The organism is Undibacterium hunanense (genome assembly GCF_014284335.1).
Classification (GTDB): Bacteria; Pseudomonadota; Gammaproteobacteria; order Burkholderiales; family Burkholderiaceae_D; genus Undibacterium; species Undibacterium hunanense.
This window is the reverse complement of record NZ_JACOGF010000005.1, coordinates 267,696-286,260: the sequence shown is the minus strand read 5'-3', so window position 1 is coordinate 286,260 and position 18,565 is coordinate 267,696. Positions and strand designations below refer to the sequence as shown.

The following is an 18,565-nucleotide window of genomic DNA, read 5'->3' as shown; positions in this document are numbered from 1 at the left end:
GGATACCCTCGCTTCCGTTCAGGAAGTATGCGTACAGAACAGAACTCAAGTCCAGAAAATCGCTTTAAGTGGATGCAGATGCAATTCAACTGCCACTAATCCAGATCCCCCGGCTCAGCCGATGGCTTTTTACCCGTCAGCATGGCTTTGGGCAGATTTTCGCGATGTTGCCAGCTAGTGAACAGGACACCAGCCACATGCAGGGCTATCAGTCCGACCATGATCCAGGCAATGGTGACATGCATGCGTACAGGCCATGCGTAGCCCCACAGCAAATCGGTGCCCATGGCCCATCCGGTCAATACCAATAATGCCACGCAAGATAACAGCGCTACGACCATCCAGCCGCCCAAGGGGTTGTGACCGATATAACGCGGAGCTTTACCAAGCATGACCTGGCGCACGTAATCAAGCGTCACCGGCAATGACTTCAGGAATTGGCCAAAGCGTGCATAGCGATTGCCGATACCAGACCAGACCAGCCGCGCCACTACCAGCATGCCAGCACCATAGCCTGCATATTCATGGGCAACACCAATCTGGCCGCTGGTGAACCACGCAGCGCCGATGCTGAACACCAGTATCCAATGGATCAGGCGTACAGCCAGATCCCAGACGGGCACGTCCCGAACGGGCACGTCCCGGACGGGCATGTCCCGAACGGGCATGTCCCGGACCGGTTGATTATTCTTCAACGCGTTCGAACGTTACCGGGTTGAAGAATGCTTCAACGCGTTTGCCCTTGGGATCTTTGGCATACACTTCGTAGCAGCTGGTAGTCTGTTCCATGCGGCGAATTTGCCAGCCTTCCTTGGTCAGCTTTTCCTGCAGTTCTGTATGTGGACGCCATTTGGCCTTTGGCTGGTCAGTACATTTGACATCGCCATGTGCCCACGCGCTGCTGGCTATGACAGCAAAGGCCACCGGGACGAGTTTTACAAAAATTGATCGCATTTTTTACTCCTTATAGTTGATTTAAAATTTAATGGGACTTACGCAAAATTGTCCCAGCAAGGCGTAGCGACGAAGACAGTACTTTAGTACGGCTAGGAGCTACAACGCAGCTGGGGCGGTTTTGCGTAAGTCCTGTCAAGTAATGGCCCAGCGACGTAACAAATTATGGTACACACCTGTCAGCGTCAGCAGTGCCGGATTTTGCGCATCCACCGTCATCGTCAGTTTCTGGATCGCCTGGTCAAGATCGAACAGCATGGTACGTTCAGTACCGTCACTGACCATGCTCTCTATCCAGAAAAACGAAGCAAGCCGTGCACCCGATGTTACCGGCGTCACCCTGTGCAGACTGGAAGCGGGATATAACACCATGTCACCCGCTGCAAGTTTGACGGTCTGGGCGCCGAAGTCGGTATCGATTTCCAGCTCTCCTCCTTCATACTCTTCCGGTTCGGCCAGGAACACGGTAGCAGCCAGATCACTGCGCAAGTTCTGGCCTGTGCCGGGCTGCACCATGATGGCACTGTCCACGTGCAGGCCATATCCGCCACCATCCTGGTAGCAATTGAATTTTGGCGGATAGATTTTTTGTGGCAAGGCGGCAGAAATGAAGACCGGATGCTGACCCAGATTGCGCAGAATATGATTACCCAGCTTGATGGCAAGCTCAGAATTGTCATCTATCTGCAAATTGCGTTTGACCTGTTGCGCAAGGGTGCCGGCAGTACGTACACCGTCCTGCCATTCGGCCTGATCAAGATGCGCCCTAAACTGCCGCACCTCATCCTTGCTCAAGACATTCTCGATCACAATCAACATACATTCAGCCTTATTTTATAGTTAAATTGGCGTACTCAGCGACTGCTCGCGACAATCAGGAACAGCGCAGCAAAGCCTCACTGCTGATGTCTCGCAAAGTCGCGCACCCGGCCTGGGCCATGCATACTTCCAGTTCTTCACGTAACAGTTTGATCATGTGGGCAACACCCAGGGCACCCGCGACACTCAGCGCATACATTTGCAGACGACCGACCAGTACTGCATCAGCCCCCAGTGCCAGCGCCTTGAAGACATCGGCACCAGACCGTATGCCACCATCGAGCAACAGGGGAAAATCATCCCCCACCGCAGCACGGATGGCCGGCAACACAGTCAGGCTGGCAGGTGCACCATCCAGGCTGCGCCCGCCGTGGTTGGAAACCACGACACCAGCAACACCGGCGGCCTGCAGCGCTCGTGCATCGTCTGGATGCAAAACGCCTTTTACCCATACCGGCAAAGAAGTCTGCGTCATCAGCCAGGCCAGGTCAGGCCATGTAGGCGCAGCCCGCATCACACCCTGAAAAATACGACTGTCACCGGGTGATAATTCAATGTCCTGGGCAGGCTGTCCGGCAGATGCATCCTGGACATTCACCGCCACGCAATCGGCAGGCATGCGAAATCCTGCCTGCAGGGCACGCGTACTTGCCACCTGTATGGATGCATCCAGCGTCACCACGATGGCACTGAAACCTGCTGCCTCTGCCCTTGCCAGCAGGGCCAGCGTGTCACTTCTATTTGTTTGAAAATACAGTTGAAACCACTTGTGCGCACCGGCTGCATGCGCTACATCTTCCAGCCGACAGGACGCCAGCGTACTGCATACCATGCAGCTATCCATGGCCTGGGCCGCACGTGCAGTATCAATTTCACCTGCCGGATGGGCAAGCTTCTGGAAAGCCACGGGGGCCAGCAATATGGGGTGAAGGAAGGTTTGTGTACCTAGCGCAACTCGCGTATGCCCGTCTTTGACATCGCGTAATACACGCGGATACATGGACCATTGCGAAAAGGCTGCCAGGTTGGCTGCTACGGTAAGGTCGCGTCCGCTGCCACCGGCTACATAGGCGTAGCTGGGTTCTGCCATGGTACGCTGCGCCACGATTTCATAATCCTGGGCGCAGCGTATATCTGCCGGAATACCACCAGCGGCGCCGCCAGCGACTGGCTGATTAACAGAGTTGGACGGGTTATTCATCAATGGAAAATATCAACAAAGAACCCGTATTTTATCTGAATCACCAGCTCGCCAGACAGATGCTTTACATTTCGTAGTTCAGCGCGACGCGTACTGCACGTGCATCACCTTTGTACAAGAAAGCACCAGAACGGTACACGGCTGTGTAGTAGTCTTTGTTCGTGACATTCAGTACATTGACGCGGACATCAAAGCGACGTGAGAAGCGATATGCAGCAAACACATCATATGCCGTGAACGAAGGTACTGGCTGCGAGCAAAGACCAGCAGCTGTGTAACCTGCCGCTGTGTCAGGCTGGCCACCGCAACGATCACTTTCATGACGTGCTGCGCCACCAAACGAGAACGCATTGGTCAACTGGTACTTGGCCTGTACCGAGAAGGTTTTCTTGGCGAAGTTACTCAATGGATTACCAATGTTTGCTGGTGTAGAAGAAGCCAGCACTTTGGAATCCATGAAAGCCGCGCCAGCCTGTATGGACAAGTCTTCAGTCAGATTGCCGCTCAGGCCCAGTTCCAGACCTTGCACACGATTTTTACCGGAGTTGAATGTACCGATCGTGTCATAGTTGGCACCTTCCATCACATCAGACTTCTTGGTCTGGAACAAGGCTGCCGTAGCAAGCAGTTTGTCGTCCAGCAGATTCCACTTCACGCCCAGTTCATAGTTGATCGATGTTTCTGGCTTGGCACCAGCGATCTGGTTTTGATACAACACAGCACCACCGTAACCACTGCTGGTACCGGCATCGGCTTCACCGCCGTTGATGTCCTGTGCGCTGGCAACAGAACCGTAGACGATCAGCTTGGGCGTGATCTTGTAGCTCAGACCCAGATGGCCGTTCACCAGTGTGTCTTTGTAACCGTAGTCGCCAGTGATGGCGCCTGTCGTGTTATTGCGACGTGTCAGGTTCAGGTCAAAGGAATCTGCACGCAAGCCACCGAAGGCTGTAAATTTGTCAGTCAGATCAACGGTGTCCATCAGCGTCAGCGCCAATGCCTTGATATGCCAATCCTGGTTCCAGGTCAGACGGCTGGAATTACGGCCAGCCAGGTTGCTCAGGTTAGCAACTGGTGTGCCATTGCTGTCAGTGAAGCAGAAGCCATTGTTGGCGCCAATGCCGGCTGTGGTTTTGCAATTGAATGTGCCAGTATTGGTAATAGCGTAGGTACCGGATACCACTTTGTGGTCAGCATATTCAGCACCGAAGATGAATTCATGCTTGAGGCCGCCCAGCACTTTGTCCCAACGCAAATTGCTCTGGTGCGCAAAGTAATCGATATCCTGCCAGCCAGTGTGGCCGCCATCAAGAACGCCCGTGGTGTAAGACACACCGGTTGCACCGTTGTAACGCGTTGCAGAAGACGCACCTGTAGTGACATAGCCGTTGCCGGATTTACCGTAACGCGTCAGGCTGGTGAGCTTCAGATCAGGCGCCAGCGTCCAGTTCACACGGGCTGTAACCGTGTCTACATCAGACTTCAGGAAATCATTTGCCTGGCCATACACCGGCACATTGGTTGCAGGTACGCGGTTCGGCACTGTGCCAACCAGGTAGTAACCCAGATCCGGAGATGTATCCTTGGTACGCAGACCATAGTAATCCAGCGTAACGGACAGATCCTTGCTGACTTCATACAGGCCGGACAAGGCAACACCCTTGCGCTTGCGGTTAGCAGGTGAACGATCAGGCACGTCTTCATCGCCATACAGCACATTGGCACGCAAAGCAAAATGATCGCCAAAACCTTTGTTGATGTCAGCAGTAACGCGGCGTTGTGAATCACTGCCGACACCTACGGAAATACGTTCAAAATCATGGTCCAGAGTAGCTTGCTTGGTGATGGCGTTGATCGCACCACCAGCAGTACCACGACCGGCAAAACTGGAATTAGGGCCTTTGGCGATTTCCAGTTGTTCAATCACGAAACTTTCACGTGTAGACATACCTGGATCACGCAAGCCATCGACGAACACGTCGCTACGCGCTTCCTGGCCACGGATGATGTAACGGTCGCCGAAGGCGTTACCGTTTTCGCCGGTACCCAGCGTGATGCCAGGCTGTGCGCCCAACACCTGTTTCAGGTCTGTCAGGCCAGAGTCATCAATCGCTGCACGGGTCAACACCGAGATAGTCTGTGGTGTTTCTGCCAGTGGGCGTGTGTGACGAGAATCAGCAGATGATTTCGCTTTGTACGGCGCACCAACTTCAGCATTTGGATTGGATTCAACACGTTTGCCCAACACTTCCACTTCCGGCAATTTCTGCGCATCTTTCTGTGTTTTGGCAGCAGGCGGTGTGGCGTCTTGCGCCATTACAGCCATAGGCATGAACATCGCACTGGAAATACCCAATGCCAGCGTTGTCTTCTTCATTGAGTTCATCACCAGATCGTCTGCATGACGAAGACTTTTTGGTTTTTGCGCTTGCGAATGTTTCAAGTTACCCCCTAAGTGTGTATTCAAAGTGTTATGTATAAGATATTAATTACTGGCTATATAGCTATCGCGAATCCCGCTGATGATACACTGATCGCCAATGAGAATCAATATCATTTACATTCACAGATAATGTTTTAAGGGTATTCCATCAAATAAAAGACTTATTAGCAGACCGTAGTGGGATGCCCGCAACACAGTTGCGCTGTGGAAGCAGCAGCAAGAGACAGCGAACAAAAGGAGTGGTTTCGTGGGAATTGCCAGTGCAGTCAGAAATCTGGTGCAAGGAAAGTGAATGCAACTGCAATAATCAAGATATTGATTATTGGTTCAAGTTGACGTGCAGGACTGGTTAGCCCCTGACAGTAATACAGGCTTGAAAATGGAAGAAATCTTTGTCAGTATCAATCAGGTGTCACAGATGATTTCAGACATCAATGAATTTCGCATAAAACAGACATCACCCGTTGAACAAGCTCATACCGACGTCAGCAACAGCAACCATACCGTCTACAGCAATGCTGGCGCAATCAATGAGGTGGCAAGCTAAGGTCATAGACAGGTTTTCTGACGCAAGCTAACTCTTTGACCTCGTTCATGGACGAGTTTGTTACACCACACCAGCATGGATTGCGAAGGAAGGAATAGCGGAGCCAGTTTAGAACGATCCGCTATTCATGGAAATGCGTTTCGGAATGCGCTGATCTGTGCAATAGCGCCCCCAGACTACAGCACATGTACAAATCAATACTTGGAAAAAATTGGTGTACTGCCCACACCCGCAGCAATATTGTCACCTATCGCTATTGAGTAACTATAATTGCCATTTGGGACTTTCGTTTTTTCCCATTGGATGCCGTCACAGCTGTAAAAAATATCATCGCCATCTCTAGTAAAGTTGGACGCAGAATCGACCGCCATCAATTGTCCGCCGCCAGCAACGATTGCATTACCATTTACGGGAAGGAAGACTCGCCCTTTCGCGACCGTTTTCCAGTTGATACTGTCGCTGCTATTGGCAATATTGCCTTGGCTATCAACAGCCACATACATGCCGTTAAAGTACTGCATGCCAGTTAAACCAGTTGTCGGAAATGTACCATCGCCAACGATTTTTTGTGTCTGCCAGGTATTGCCATCGCTGCTGACATATACATTAAGACGTGCACCAGCATAGAATTTTCCATTCGCAAATGTACCCCAGTCAAAGCCATAAACTTTGAGATCAGCCGCATTTGCTGCGGCATACCAACTCCGGCCATCTGCGCTCCAGATGATTTTTCCATCACGACCGACCAGTACAAATCTCCCATTTCCATAGGACATGCTTTGTGGGTCAACATTTGGCAGTGCTTGCAAAGATGGATTAGCGCTGTCGCCAATAATCACGTTATCCCAACTTGTACCATCGATCGTGCTTGATGCCATCATTCGATTATCCGCTAGTCCACCAGTTTGGCCCACCATGTAGATTTTTCCCAAAGCATAAGTCAATGCATAGCCGCCATGTACACCGGAAGAAGCCACATTAATCCAGTTTTCGCCATCCCGACTTATTACTGCCTTTCCGTACCCTATTCCCAAAAAAACGCCATTGCCATAGACGACATTATTAAAGTATTCCAACTTCTGCTTTACCCCATCCACAGCAGTCCAAGTCCGTCCGAACTTATTGGTACAACCTTGCCCCGACACAATCCCGGAGTTGGCCCCACCCGTGGCACCGCCACTATTTGCAGAGCCGCCACTACCGCCGCCGCAGGCAGATAAAACAAGAGCGATAGAAAGTACTGCTGTATTTTGAAATTTCATCATGTCAGATTAAAAATGGACCTGCATTGACTATCTTGCGTGCCAGTCAAGTGAGTCACGGGAAAAGGGAAAATAAAAAGCGAGAAATAAGAAAAGCCGCTGATTGTAACAAAAATAAATGCAATTTAAACCACTCAACAACTCACCCATGCAACGTAGTCGGCACAGCCGCTCGTATCATTTCAATAAACCGCCGCAATCGCACCGGGTAGAAGCGTGCATAGGGGTAGACCAGGTTCACGGGCAAAGGTGAGGCCTGCCATTGCGGAGCTAGTTGTACGAGGCGGCCTGTGGCCAGGTCGTCGACCAGTATCCAGGTGGAACCTATTCCTACTCCCAGGCCTTCCAGTGTTGCGGTACGCAGGGCGTAGAGATTGTCGGTGCTGAGACGCGGGGTGAAAGACAGGCGCTGGATTTCGCCTGTTTGTACATGATGCAGAAAGACTTCGTTGCGGTAAAACGTGCGTAGCGATAACCATGGCAAGCCTGCCAGATCCATCGCATGTTGCGGCATGGGTCTGCCTGCCAGTACGGATGGCGCAGCGACGACAATACGTGGCACTTCGGCCAGCTTGATGGCTACCAGCGAAGAATCGGCGATTTCACCGACCTGGATGGCGCAGTCTATGCCGGCGGCGATGAAATCTTGCAATGAGATGTCGTCATGCAACAGCCATTCAACCGACACGCGCGGATAACGTTTAAGGTAATCGGCCAGCGGCTTGATCAGGCGTTCTTGCCCGAAGGCGTGTGGTGCCACTACGCGCAGTACGCCTTCCGGCTCTTCGTTGGTGCCGCGTATATCCGATTCCAGCGTAGCCCAGCTGACCAGCAGGTTTCTGGCATGTTCGTAGCAGCGCTCGCCATCCACGGTAAGACGCATGCTGTGGGTAGAGCGATGTAACAGGCGCACACCCAGAAACTGTTCCAGCGATTGCAGGCGGCGGCTGACGGTCGGCTGGGTCGTGCCCAGCTGGACGGCAGCGGCAGAAAGGTTGCCGGCTTCAACGATGCGGACAAAGGTCTGCATCAGTTCTATGCGGTCACCTGCCCCCGTCATGAGGGCTGCTGTGGCGACATTGGCAGTATTGTCGAGGCGGGAAGCGCGGGCTTTGGTCATACGTCAAATGTATAACAAATCTGCAAGCCATGCTACTACCGTTTTATTTTGCGGCGCAATACACTGGGTTCATTCAAGCAGCCTTTGTAGTCATCAGCAAAAAACAAGGAACAAATCATGTCTTCCATTCATAATTCGCATAACCAGAGTACATCAGGCCAGCCTGGTCCTGCTCTGGCCCTACAGACACCAGCAACGGCACCTGCCTCTCATGCAGCAGTTGGCGTCAGCGTGGCGCACCAGCAACCTTCATCATCGATGGTGCTGTTGCTGGCCAGTGGCGCCAGCCTGTCGGTGGCATCGCTGTATTACAGCCAGCCCATGCTGGGCGTACTTGCCACAGACATTGGTGTCAGCGACCTGGATATCGGTTTTGTGCCAACCCTGACGCAGTTGGGCTATGCGCTGGGTATCTTGCTGCTGGCACCGCTGGGTGACAAGCATGATCGTCGTAACATCATCCTTGTCAAGGCTGGCTTGCTGGTGGTGTCGCTGATTGCGGCAGCGTTTGCGCAGTCATTAAGCGTACTGCTAATTGCCAGCCTTGCTATCGGGCTGACGGCGACCATGGCGCAGGATATTGTGCCCGCCGCTGCCACGCTGGCGCATGAATCAAGGCGCGGCAAGGTGGTGGGCACGGTCATGACCGGGCTGTTGATGGGTATCTTGCTGTCGCGTGTTATCAGCGGTTTTGTGGCAGAGCATTTTGGCTGGCGCACGATGTTTGTGCTGGCTGCTGCCGGGGTCTCGCTGATAGGCGTTGCCATCTGGCGTGGCTTGCCGCATTTTGCACCGACCACCACCTTAAGCTATCGCGCCTTGCTGGGTTCGCTGCTGGATCTGTTACGCCGTCACGGCATGCTGCGTCGTGCCTCATTGGCACAGGGTTTGCTGGCGATGGGTTTCGGTGCTTTCTGGTCCACCCTGGCAGTGATGCTGCATGCAGAACCGTTTCATCTGGGTAGTGCAGTAGCGGGTGCCTTTGGTCTGGCTGGGGCTGTAGGTGCACTGGCCGCCCCAGTGGCCGGTCACCTGGCCGACAAACATGGGCCGGGCCTGGTCACCAAACTTGGTGCGGGCCTGACTGCTGTGTCCTTTGCGGCGATGAACTTCAGTCCTTTTCTGTCACCCACTGCGCAACTGTGGTTGCTGGGCATAGGTACGGTCGGTTTTGATCTGGGTGTACAGGCAACGCTGATCGCTCATCAAACCATCGTCTACAGCATAGACCCGGGTGCACGCAGCCGTCTGAATGCGGTACTGTTTGTCGGCATGTTCATCGGCATGGCATCTGGCGCCACGCTGGGCAGTGCCCTGCTGGCACAATGGGGCTGGACAGGCGTGACTGGTCTGGCAACTGCAACAGCCCTGGCAGCATTGGCGGTGCGGTTCTGGAAGGTGCCCGCTGGCAAAGCCTGATTGATCAGGAACGAATTTCAGCTCTGCAATTTTCTTGCAGAGCTGTTTTTTTATGTAGTCGCGACAGGTATTTTCAGACGATGAATACCTTTTGCATCCAGACTGACATCCATTCTGACACCACGATAACTGACGCGCGCAGATGTGCCTGGTAGCCCTTGTAATGTCGCTGACACCAGCTTACCGGCGCGCCATTGCATATCCACACTCATGCCACCGCGAGCGCGCAAGCCAGTGACTTCACCTGATGGCCAGGCAGCAGGCAAGGCGGGCAGCAAAAACACTTCCCCTCCCCATGACTGCAGCAGCATTTCCAGCACACCGGCAGAACCACCAAAATTGCCATCAATCTGGAATGGTGGATGGGCATCAAACATATTGGGGTAAGTGCGCTTTGGGCCAGTGAGTGTTTTAAGTATGCTGTGCGCATGATCGCCCTCCCCCATGCGCGCCCACAGGCAGATGCGCCACGCGGTACCCCAGCCGGTTGCCAGGTCGCCGCGCTGACGCAGGCTGTTTTTTGCAGCTTGCAACAAGTCTGGTGTATCGCGCAGATTGATCTGGTTGCTGGGATACACGGCATACAGATGGGATACATGACGGTGACGCTGATCGGGTGCCTGCGTATCCCAATCGTCCAGCCATTCCTGCAATTGCCCGGCGTGGCCAATACGGTCGCTTGCGATCTGCGGCAAAGCCCTGGCGATGCGCTCTATCAGGGCTGGTTGCTGTTTCAGCAGACGGGCTGCTTCCAGCGTGTTTTTAAATAAATCCCGCACGATCTGGCGATCCATGGCAGGGGCAGCGCACACTGATGTCCCGAATGGATGCGAGTTTTCTGGTGACAGTGAAGGGGATGTCACCAGGCCACGGCCTTTGGGGTCTTCAATCAAGGTATCGAGAAAAAACGCGGATGCACCGAGCATGACCGGGAACAGCCGCGTCAGTACGTCAGCATCACGGCTGTAATCATAATGATCCCACACCGAGTTGCATAACCATGCGCCACCACAAGGCCAAAGGCCCCAGCGAGGACCATCGTTTGGCGAGGCCGCACGCCACAAGTCAGTATTATGATGTGTGACCCAGCCGCTGGCGTTATACATGGTTCTGGCGGTTTTGGCACCTGTTACGGCCAGGTCTTCGACCAGGCGCAGCAATGGCTCAACGCAGGCACCCAGGCCAGCGGGGTCTGCGGGCCAGTAGTTCATTTGCGTATTGATGTTGATGGTGTATTTGCTGCCCCATGGCGGATTGGTGCCTTCATTCCAGATACCTTGCAGGTTTGCTGGCTGTGTGCCAGGGCGCGATGAAGAAATCATCAGGTATCGTGCATACTGCACATACAGTGCGGACAAGGCAGGGTCTTCCGTCGTTTCGGCAGCGGCAATGCGAATATCCGTTGCTTGTGCTGCCTGCGTCGTGCTGCCCAGGTTGATGGACATGTTATTGAACAACACCCGATGATCACGGATATGATTGCTCTTGAGTAGCTCGTAAGGTTTTGTTGCTGCCTGCTCGGTCTGCCGCCTGACTATCGCCACCGGGTCACCACTGACATCGTGATAATTGACATAGCTGGTTGCAGCAGCGATCAGCAGCGTCACCGTGCGCGCCTCGCTGACTGTCATTCTATTGTTTTTCATGGTATCAGTAAGCAGGTCAAGCCTGCCATCAGACACCAGTTTAATACGCAGGGCATAGCGCAGGCCGGATTTACCACCGGCACCAGGTTCGTTGCTGCCTGTGATCAGGATGGCGTCTTTGCCGTCTGCTGCCATGGTGGAGCCAGCGCTCAGCTCGCCTGCCAGTTCCGTCTTCAGCCAGTCAACCGGCGTCTGTTTTGTCAAACCATCGGCACCCTGATAATCAGAGGAAGGATATTTCACCTTGCGCGGGCTGCGATACGCCAGTTCAATACCCAGCCTGGCTTGTTCCGCCGTCATATGCATGACAATAACCTGATCTTGTGCCGAAACAAATGTCTCGCGCTCAAATACACCATCGGCTGTCTGGAATGAGGTAAGGTTAATCGCCGTCGACAGATCAAGCTGGCGCTCATAGCGTGTGGGCTGCACAGCGCCATTATTAAGCGTCAGCAGTACATCACCCAGGCTGCCATAAGGCATGAGCTTCAGGGGATTACCCATCATATAGGTACTGGCGAGATCCGTTGCTTCTTTATATTTGCCATCGGCGATCAGTTGCCGGACTTCTGGCAATGCTGCCCGCGCATCTGGATTGTCCGGCGTGTAAGGTGCACCTGCCCACAAGGTATCTTCATTCAGTTGCAGGCGCTCTTGCCCTACCCGCCCAAAAACCATTGCCCCCAGGCGGCCATTGCCGAGTGGCAGCGCCTCTTCCCAGCACGATGCCGGTTGTCTGTACCAGAGCGTGTTTGTGCTTTTTCCCGATTCACTGTTTTGCGCCATGACCAATGAGGGAGTACCAACCAGACCCGCCATGCCCAGCATCAAATTGCGCCTGCTGCGATTGAATTTTGCGGCCGCTGCCATTTGATTCACAATGAGCTTTTTGGTCATGATTTACTTCACTCCGTTGATAAGGGATGGCAAATACACACTGAACGAAACGACTGTTGATGGCTCATGGCATTACAGCAACTGCTAATAACGAAGTCAATTCTTTGCCGCGTAGCAGGCGAAGTAATCAGAATCATGACTGACCATACGTGGCCATACGTGGCCAACATAAAGCAGTTGTTATTTCGCGATATAAATTCATCAATCAATTTAAAAAATCAGCACTTGAAACGCGTTCAGGCAAACCCACATATAATCAGAACTCATTTCATTGCTGAAGTAATTTTTAACCTTATTGCCCAGAAAGTAAGAACCCATGTCTGAATTGTTAAGCAAACTCGAATGGCGCTATGCCACCAAAAAAATGGAACCAAGCAAGGCTGTTCCACAGGAAAAAGTTGACCGTATCCTGGAAGCAGTACGTCTGACAGCCAGCTCCAGTGGCCTGCAACCTTACGAAGTGATCGTTGTGACCAATCCTGCAGTACGTGAAGAAATCAAACCACACGCCTGGAACCAGGCACAGGTTACCGACTGCTCCCATCTGCTGGTTTTTGCCGCATGGGACAACTACACCGAAGAACGTATCAATTACATGTTCGACCTGGTCAATGAAGAACGTGGTTTCAAAAACGAAGGCTGGGAAAACTATCGCCAGATGTTGTTGGCCAGCTACCCAAAACGTGATGCCGAAACCAATTATCAGCACGCTGCCCGTCAGGCTTACATCGGCCTGGGATCAGCACTGATCGCCGCTGCCTACGAAGAAGTCGACAGCACACCGATGGAAGGTTTTGATCCAGCCAAGGTCGACGAAATTCTGAAACTGCGCGAAAAAGGTTTGCGTTCGGTCGTGATCCTGCCACTGGGCTATCGCGCGACTGAAGGTGACTGGCTACAAAGCCTGAAAAAAGTGCGTCGTCCACGTGCTGAATTCGTCACCCTGGTAGATTAAACCTGCCAGTTAGCTGTCGATACTATGGCCTGCCAGGGACTATCCTGGCAGGCCATTTTCGTTATCGGGGTAGCAGCCTGACCAGAACCACATCATTCTCACGCATATCAATTTTGATGCTGGCTTTGCCTGATTGCTGCACCTTCAACTGGCGAAGCTCAGGCTGGTCTGTCGTCAAATCCTGTAATCTCTTTAACTGCGTCGTGCTCAGCCTGGCGGGCGAACCCATTTCCAGATACGCGGTATGGGCGTCATTTGATCTGAAACCAGTGCGATAGATATATGCCGTGTAATCCCCCGCTTGCAGGCCACTGACATCCAGTTCCAGGGGTGTAAGGTTTTTGGATGGCAGCACGGTGGTATAGAAGCCGCGGTTGCTCTTGTCTTGTACGGGCTGGCGATAATCCCAGGCCAGCACCTGCAAGGCCCCGTCTTCTGTACGGGTCACATAGCTTTGCGGGTCCTGGGTGGAAATGACTGCTTCGCCCAACTGGTGCAGGTATTTGTAGGCGAAGTAGGCTGGCTTGCGTATGCCTTCAGGATTGAGCAAACCAAAACCACCCTGAAACGATGCCGTCGGCGGACCCGGTTCTTCAAACAGATCGGTATAGGTCCAATAGCTCATCCCTTGTGCATGAGCTTCGCTGGATTTCAATTTACTCAAAATGTAAGCGGCACTGATGTAAGAATCATGCACAGGGTCACGCGGCGTATAACTGCTGCTCCATTCGGTAAAAAAGAGAGGCAAGTCAGGTCGTGCAGAAGCTTTGATCTGTGCCCGCACCTTTTTCACATCACCTGTCACGGCATGGGGTGAAGTGGATAGTTTGGTGTCACTGACGCCATGCTCATCAATGAAACCACCATCAACGCCATAGGTATGCGTAGTGACGAAGTCAACCGGCGCGCCGGTCTTTTGGGTAAATGCCAGAAATTCTGGCACCCAGGCCGCACCGGCGGTGGCGGGTCCGCCCACTTTCAGTTGCGGATCTATGGCCTTGATGGCGCGGGCGCTTCTTTCATATAAATCAAAATAGGCAGCCTGATCAGCCCCTTCCCAAAAAATCGCGAGATTGGGTTCATTCCATACTTCAAAATACCAGCTTCTGACTTCTTCACGCCCATAACGCGCTTGCAGATGGCGTACAAACGCGTCCACCAGAGCTGTCCATTTGACCGGATCCGGGTGCGAGATATTGCCCTTCCAGTAAAAAATGGTCTTGTCAGAACCCCGCATCGCATGCGGTGTGAAACCCAATTCGACAAAAGGTTTGATGCCCATGCGCAGCAAGCGGTCATACAAATAATCGATTTTGGTCCAGTCATATACCGGCTTGCCGTCATGCTCGGTATAGGTGTTCAGGACATCATGAAAAATGCCATGAAAGCGCAGGTAACGAAAACCCAGCTCGGCCTTGACCGTCTGCAACTGCGCCAGACTGTCTTCGCGCATCAGCGTGCCGGGGTAGTCAGAACCAACTGAAAAATCTGTGAAGTGATCACGCTGTGTTGTCGGCGAGGTGACATCAATGTGGATGCTACGCAGATCGGCAGCATACGACACGCCAAACAGCAGCGGCGTCGCCAAAGCCAACAGCAAGGGTTTGAACATGTTGGTAGTCTCGTATTTTTAGAATAGCTGAAGAACAGCTTTATTTGAGCCTGTATTGTGCTGCGCGCTGCCCGCGTGCGCAATTACGAAAACCGCCAGCCGGGGGAATGATAACTGTCAGTACCTGTACCCGCATAAAGCACTTGCCCTCATACCGCATGTCTGCATTATTTAGGGAAGCTGGGTACGGTAGCGCGGGTCGGATTGGCAGCAGATACAAAGACATTTCTTCAAGATTCAAAGAAATCCGCAATCTCATCTGAACCGCCGGCTATCTATCACAGCTTACGCATCTCCAGGCAAAACCTCTCGCATAAAAACACCTTCAGACAGGCTTGCCAAAGCCATTAATTGCTGAAAATTGTCGCACGGAAATTCCATCAAAAAAACCAATATCAATTCCACTTTAAATCCACTTTTTCAAGAGAAAATTTGCCCCTGAAGTTCATGCTGTGGGTTTAAAACATCAGTCCACTTCCATAATTGGCAAATTAAAAAAAATAATTTATTCAATAAAATCATATGGATAGATGATATATAGATGACAGAATAGAAACCAATTAAACATCGCATAGATACCACTTAGATACCGATTGACAACCTGTTTAGGCATCACTAAAGTTCATCACATCCGGTGTAATTGTTTCGAGTGGTAGTTAACTCAGAATGAACTTTATGATGCAGCGGGTGGTACCGAAAATAGTCACTGTCGTCTACGTCAAGTGCGTAAGGTATTTGGGGGAGTAAGCAATTTTTTGTAATGACCTGAAGTGGTCGGCAGGTCTTAACCGAAGGAGAATTAAATGCAAAATAAATTGAGTCCGATGAGAAGTAATCTAACGCCGATGGCATCCGCAGTTGCACTTCTGGTCATGAGTGTCGCCATGCAAGCGCAGGCACAAGAAACAGAAAAACCGGCAAAACCAACAGAACCACAAGAAGTGGTCGTTACTGGTATTCGCGCATCCCTGCAACAGTCCTTGAATCAAAAACGTAATGCCGACACTTTCGTTGAAGTCATTACTGCTGAAGATATCGGCAAGATGCCGGATAAAAACGTTGCTGATTCCCTGCAACGCGTACCTGGCGTCAGCGTTGCAGCCGCTGGCGGTGGCGAAGGCAGCTTTGGTGAAAATGACCGTGTTGCCCTGCGCGGTACACCGTTTGGCCTGACGCTGACAACACTGAACGGTCACTCCGTATCCAGTGGTGACTGGTTTGCGGACAATATCGTTGGCGGTGGCCGCAGTGTGAGTTTCTCGCTGTTTCCATCTGAACTGATAGGCCGTGTGACAGTACACAAAGGTTCCCAGGCCAACCTGCTGGAAGGTGGCGCTGAAGGCGTGGTGGATATCGAAACACGCAAACCGCTGGACTTCAAAAAACAATTCAATGCCCAGGCCAGTATTGGCATGGTCAACTCTGAAAATTCCAGCAAGTCTGACCCACAGTTGAGCGGTATGATTGCCTGGAAAAATGATGCCTCCACCATGGGTATCCTGGTTCAAGGTTTCCACCAAAAACGTACGCTGAGCCGTGCCGGTCAGGAAAATCAGATCTGGTGGGAAAAAGTTGACGTCGGTTCACCTATCGACAATGCCATCAAAGGTGCAGGCACAGCCAACACGGCTACGTCCCCTGCTTCTGGCGCAATCACAAACTTCCTTGGTGGTACTGCCTGGTTTGAACAACAGCGTACCCGTGAAGGTGGTCTGATCGACTTCCAGTTCAAGCCATCAAAAGATGTCAACATTGATGTGACTGCCTTCCAGTCACACCTGGATGCACCAAACATCAACCACAACTTCATGCAGTCACTGGGACGTTTCGTCGGCCCATCCTGGGCAACCACAGGCTACCCTACCAGCGCTTTATCCGGTACCCTGAGCCAGGGCGTGATCAGCCAGTTGACAGTCGGTAACCCGGCTGGTTGTGTACCTTGCAGCGGCATGTCCAGCGCCGTGCAGGAAATTTTCTCTCGTCCAGTTGCTGAAAGCCAGTCCCAGTTCTTTAACATCGACGGTTCTGTCCGTGTCAATGACCGCTTCACTTTAAGCGGCAAACTGGGCACCACAAAAGGCCTGGGCAATACTGTCAGCGGTGCCATGGGTATCTGGATGCCATGGACAGGTGGCAGCTACACCATCAATGGTTCTGACAAGGCTGTTACTTATGTCACACCTGGTGCTGACAAGTTCTCTATCGGCGGCTTCAACAATGGCGCACCAGGCACACCTGGCGCACCGTACACCTACGGTTCTCACGTTACTGCCAACGACAAGGAAGATTACGCACAGGTCGATGGCGTGTACAAAACTGACCTCGCAGGTATTCCTACCGTACGTTTTGGTTTCCGCGTAGCAGATCATAAACGTGACCTGAGTTCCATCGGCGTGAATGCATTGCCTGGTTTGTCGAATGCAGCCAACCTGCCTATGTCTGGTCTGACTGCTTTCCCTAACATCTTTAATGATCTGGGTGCAAATGGTGCCGGTTACTGGACTTTCTCTCAGGCTGCAGTGAATGCCTGGCTGTCCCAGTACACTAACTACAGCGGTCACTTGCTGCAAAATGAGTTCTCCATCAAGGAACCAACTCAATCTGCGTATGCGATGGCTGATTTTGGTGGCGAAGGCTTCAGCGGTAATTTTGGTGTACGCGTTTCCCGCACCAGCGAAGAAGTCACACGTAACGAGATCGGTCCTTCAGGTAATTTTGAACCGAAAACCTATAAAAACAGCTATGTCGATTTCCTGCCTAGCGCTAACTTCCGTCTGGATGTGACCAAGGATATCGTCGCCCGTTTTGGTGTTTCCCGCACCATGGCACGTCCTGAACTGGGTCAGATGGCTGGTCTGGATCTGCGTGACGTACAAGGTACAGGTAACGGTGGTAACCCTAACCTGAAACCTATCCGTGCCAATACGGTTGATCTGGGCGTGGAATGGTATTTCGCTCCAAAATCCATGATGTCTGCTGACATTTTCTATTCGGCTCTGGACGGCTACGTGACTTATGGCGCAAGCACAGGCACGTTCTACAACCAGATCCAAAAGAAAAACACCGTGTATGCGATGAGCACACCGATCAATACACAAGCTGAAGTCAAAGGTCTGGAATTGTCTTACATCCAGGCATTACCAGCCGGCTTTGGTGTCAACGCCAACTACACCTACACACTGGGTAAAGAAACTGGCCAGGCTCCTGGTTCCAAGTGCGGTGATTTGATTGCGCCTGACTGTACTTTGATCGGCACTTCCAAAAACGCATATAACCTGGGTGTGTTCTATGAAGACAGCAAGTTCAGCGCACGTCTGACATACAGCTATCGTTCCGGCTTCCTGAACGGCACCAGCCGTAACAGCGCTGCCTACCAGAACGATATCGGTACTTTGTCTGCGACTCTGGCTTATCAGATCAGCGACAATTTCTCCATCTCTCTGGATGGCAAGGACTTGAACAATCCTCTGGTCAGCTCGGTCACCAAAACACCAGGCGCAGCAGATTTGCCAGCATCCCTGTATAAAAATGGCCGTCAAATCTTCCTGACTTTGCACGCCAAGATGTAATTTGCTCCGATCAGGCGGAGGGCCCGGATAGCTTTGGCCCTCTTCCCGATTTTTTAAAGTGATGGTGCGTTTTGCTCCATCACTTTTTTTCATTGATAAGCTGAGTTGTCAGATAGGCTTA

At 52.2% G+C, this 18,565-nt stretch carries 13 protein-coding genes; 4 read left to right on the top strand and 9 right to left on the bottom strand.

What is annotated here, in order from left to right; translation table 11 throughout:
* Positions 1-95: 95 nt before the first annotated feature.
* The 5 genes from H8L32_RS12415 to H8L32_RS12395 all read right to left on the bottom strand — a co-directional run bounded on the left by H8L32_RS12415 (position 96) and on the right by H8L32_RS12395 (position 5,351).
* Positions 96-668 (bottom strand): cytochrome b/b6 domain-containing protein, encoded by a 573-nt coding sequence (locus H8L32_RS12415; protein WP_230412182.1) that lies wholly within the window; start codon positions 666-668, stop codon positions 96-98.
* A 16-nt stretch (positions 669-684) separates the two neighbouring features.
* On the bottom strand, positions 685-954 hold the full coding sequence (locus H8L32_RS12410; RefSeq protein WP_186947538.1) for a PepSY domain-containing protein: 270 nt from the start codon (positions 952-954) through the stop codon (positions 685-687).
* Between the two features lie 135 nt (positions 955-1,089).
* A complete protein-coding gene (locus H8L32_RS12405) occupies positions 1,090-1,773 on the bottom strand; it encodes a Fe2+-dependent dioxygenase (RefSeq protein ID WP_186947537.1) in 684 nt (227 codons plus the stop codon).
* Positions 1,774-1,828: 55 nt separating this feature from the next.
* Positions 1,829-2,974, bottom strand: a complete 1,146-nt coding sequence (locus H8L32_RS12400) for an alpha-hydroxy acid oxidase (protein ID WP_186947536.1) — start codon at positions 2,972-2,974, stop codon at positions 1,829-1,831.
* 64 nt (positions 2,975-3,038) lie between these two features.
* The gene (locus H8L32_RS12395) at positions 3,039-5,351 is read right to left on the bottom strand and encodes a TonB-dependent receptor (RefSeq protein ID WP_186947535.1); all 2,313 of its coding nucleotides are present in this window, start codon (positions 5,349-5,351) and stop codon (positions 3,039-3,041) included.
* 445 nt (positions 5,352-5,796) lie between these two features.
* Between H8L32_RS12395 and H8L32_RS12390 the strand changes: the two genes are divergently transcribed.
* Positions 5,797-5,964, top strand: coding sequence for a hypothetical protein (locus tag H8L32_RS12390; protein ID WP_186947534.1), 168 nt, complete (start codon positions 5,797-5,799; stop codon positions 5,962-5,964).
* 194 nt (positions 5,965-6,158) lie between these two features.
* Here the strand turns inward: H8L32_RS12390 and H8L32_RS12385 are convergent, their stop codons facing one another.
* Both H8L32_RS12385 and H8L32_RS12380 read right to left on the bottom strand, forming a co-directional pair.
* Positions 6,159-7,226: a hypothetical protein gene (locus tag H8L32_RS12385; protein ID WP_186947533.1), complete on the bottom strand. Its 1,068-nt coding sequence runs from the start codon at positions 7,224-7,226 to the stop codon at positions 6,159-6,161.
* Positions 7,227-7,368: 142 nt separating this feature from the next.
* The gene (locus H8L32_RS12380; RefSeq protein ID WP_408058871.1) at positions 7,369-8,346 is read right to left on the bottom strand and encodes a LysR family transcriptional regulator; all 978 of its coding nucleotides are present in this window, start codon (positions 8,344-8,346) and stop codon (positions 7,369-7,371) included.
* Positions 8,347-8,463: 117 nt separating this feature from the next.
* On the opposite strand from H8L32_RS12380, the gene H8L32_RS12375 reads away from it, so the two are divergent.
* A complete protein-coding gene (locus H8L32_RS12375; protein WP_222619334.1) occupies positions 8,464-9,765 on the top strand; it encodes an MFS transporter in 1,302 nt (433 codons plus the stop codon).
* A gap of 50 nt (positions 9,766-9,815) precedes the next feature.
* On the opposite strand, the gene H8L32_RS12370 is transcribed toward H8L32_RS12375, so the two are convergent.
* Entirely contained in the window at positions 9,816-12,308 is a 2,493-nt protein-coding gene (locus H8L32_RS12370; RefSeq protein WP_222619333.1) for a glycoside hydrolase family 95 protein, read from the bottom strand.
* 316 nt (positions 12,309-12,624) lie between these two features.
* On the opposite strand from H8L32_RS12370, the gene H8L32_RS12365 reads away from it, so the two are divergent.
* Positions 12,625-13,263 carry an NAD(P)H-dependent oxidoreductase gene (locus tag H8L32_RS12365; protein ID WP_186947532.1) on the top strand — a complete coding sequence of 213 codons (639 nt, stop codon included), beginning with the start codon at positions 12,625-12,627 and terminating at the stop codon, positions 13,261-13,263.
* A 61-nt stretch (positions 13,264-13,324) separates the two neighbouring features.
* On the opposite strand, the gene H8L32_RS12360 is transcribed toward H8L32_RS12365, so the two are convergent.
* Complete coding sequence (locus H8L32_RS12360) at positions 13,325-14,875, bottom strand: GH39 family glycosyl hydrolase (RefSeq protein ID WP_186947531.1); 1,551 nt, start codon at positions 14,873-14,875, stop codon at positions 13,325-13,327.
* A gap of 803 nt (positions 14,876-15,678) precedes the next feature.
* Between H8L32_RS12360 and H8L32_RS12355 the strand changes: the two genes are divergently transcribed.
* Positions 15,679-18,444 carry a TonB-dependent receptor gene (locus tag H8L32_RS12355; RefSeq protein WP_186947530.1) on the top strand — a complete coding sequence of 922 codons (2,766 nt, stop codon included), beginning with the start codon at positions 15,679-15,681 and terminating at the stop codon, positions 18,442-18,444.
* Positions 18,445-18,565 lie beyond the last annotated feature (121 nt).

What these genes read in the sequence shown, in the direction of transcription:
- H8L32_RS12415 (WP_230412182.1), bottom strand. Translation starts at nt 668, where the DNA reads ATGCCCGTTCGGGACATGCCCGTCCGGGACGTGCCCGTTCGGGACGTG.
- H8L32_RS12410 (WP_186947538.1), bottom strand. Translation starts at nt 954, where the DNA reads ATGCGATCAATTTTTGTAAAACTCGTCCCGGTGGCCTTTGCTGTCATA.
- H8L32_RS12405 (WP_186947537.1), bottom strand. Translation starts at nt 1,773, where the DNA reads ATGTTGATTGTGATCGAGAATGTCTTGAGCAAGGATGAGGTGCGGCAG.
- H8L32_RS12400 (WP_186947536.1), bottom strand. Translation starts at nt 2,974, where the DNA reads ATGAATAACCCGTCCAACTCTGTTAATCAGCCAGTCGCTGGCGGCGCC.
- H8L32_RS12395 (WP_186947535.1), bottom strand. Translation starts at nt 5,351, where the DNA reads ATGAAGAAGACAACGCTGGCATTGGGTATTTCCAGTGCGATGTTCATG.
- H8L32_RS12390 (WP_186947534.1), top strand. Translation starts at nt 5,797, where the DNA reads ATGGAAGAAATCTTTGTCAGTATCAATCAGGTGTCACAGATGATTTCA.
- H8L32_RS12385 (WP_186947533.1), bottom strand. Translation starts at nt 7,226, where the DNA reads ATGAAATTTCAAAATACAGCAGTACTTTCTATCGCTCTTGTTTTATCT.
- H8L32_RS12380 (WP_408058871.1), bottom strand. Translation starts at nt 8,346, where the DNA reads ATGACCAAAGCCCGCGCTTCCCGCCTCGACAATACTGCCAATGTCGCC.
- H8L32_RS12375 (WP_222619334.1), top strand. Translation starts at nt 8,464, where the DNA reads ATGTCTTCCATTCATAATTCGCATAACCAGAGTACATCAGGCCAGCCT.
- H8L32_RS12370 (WP_222619333.1), bottom strand. Translation starts at nt 12,308, where the DNA reads ATGACCAAAAAGCTCATTGTGAATCAAATGGCAGCGGCCGCAAAATTC.
- H8L32_RS12365 (WP_186947532.1), top strand. Translation starts at nt 12,625, where the DNA reads ATGTCTGAATTGTTAAGCAAACTCGAATGGCGCTATGCCACCAAAAAA.
- H8L32_RS12360 (WP_186947531.1), bottom strand. Translation starts at nt 14,875, where the DNA reads ATGTTCAAACCCTTGCTGTTGGCTTTGGCGACGCCGCTGCTGTTTGGC.
- H8L32_RS12355 (WP_186947530.1), top strand. Translation starts at nt 15,679, where the DNA reads ATGCAAAATAAATTGAGTCCGATGAGAAGTAATCTAACGCCGATGGCA.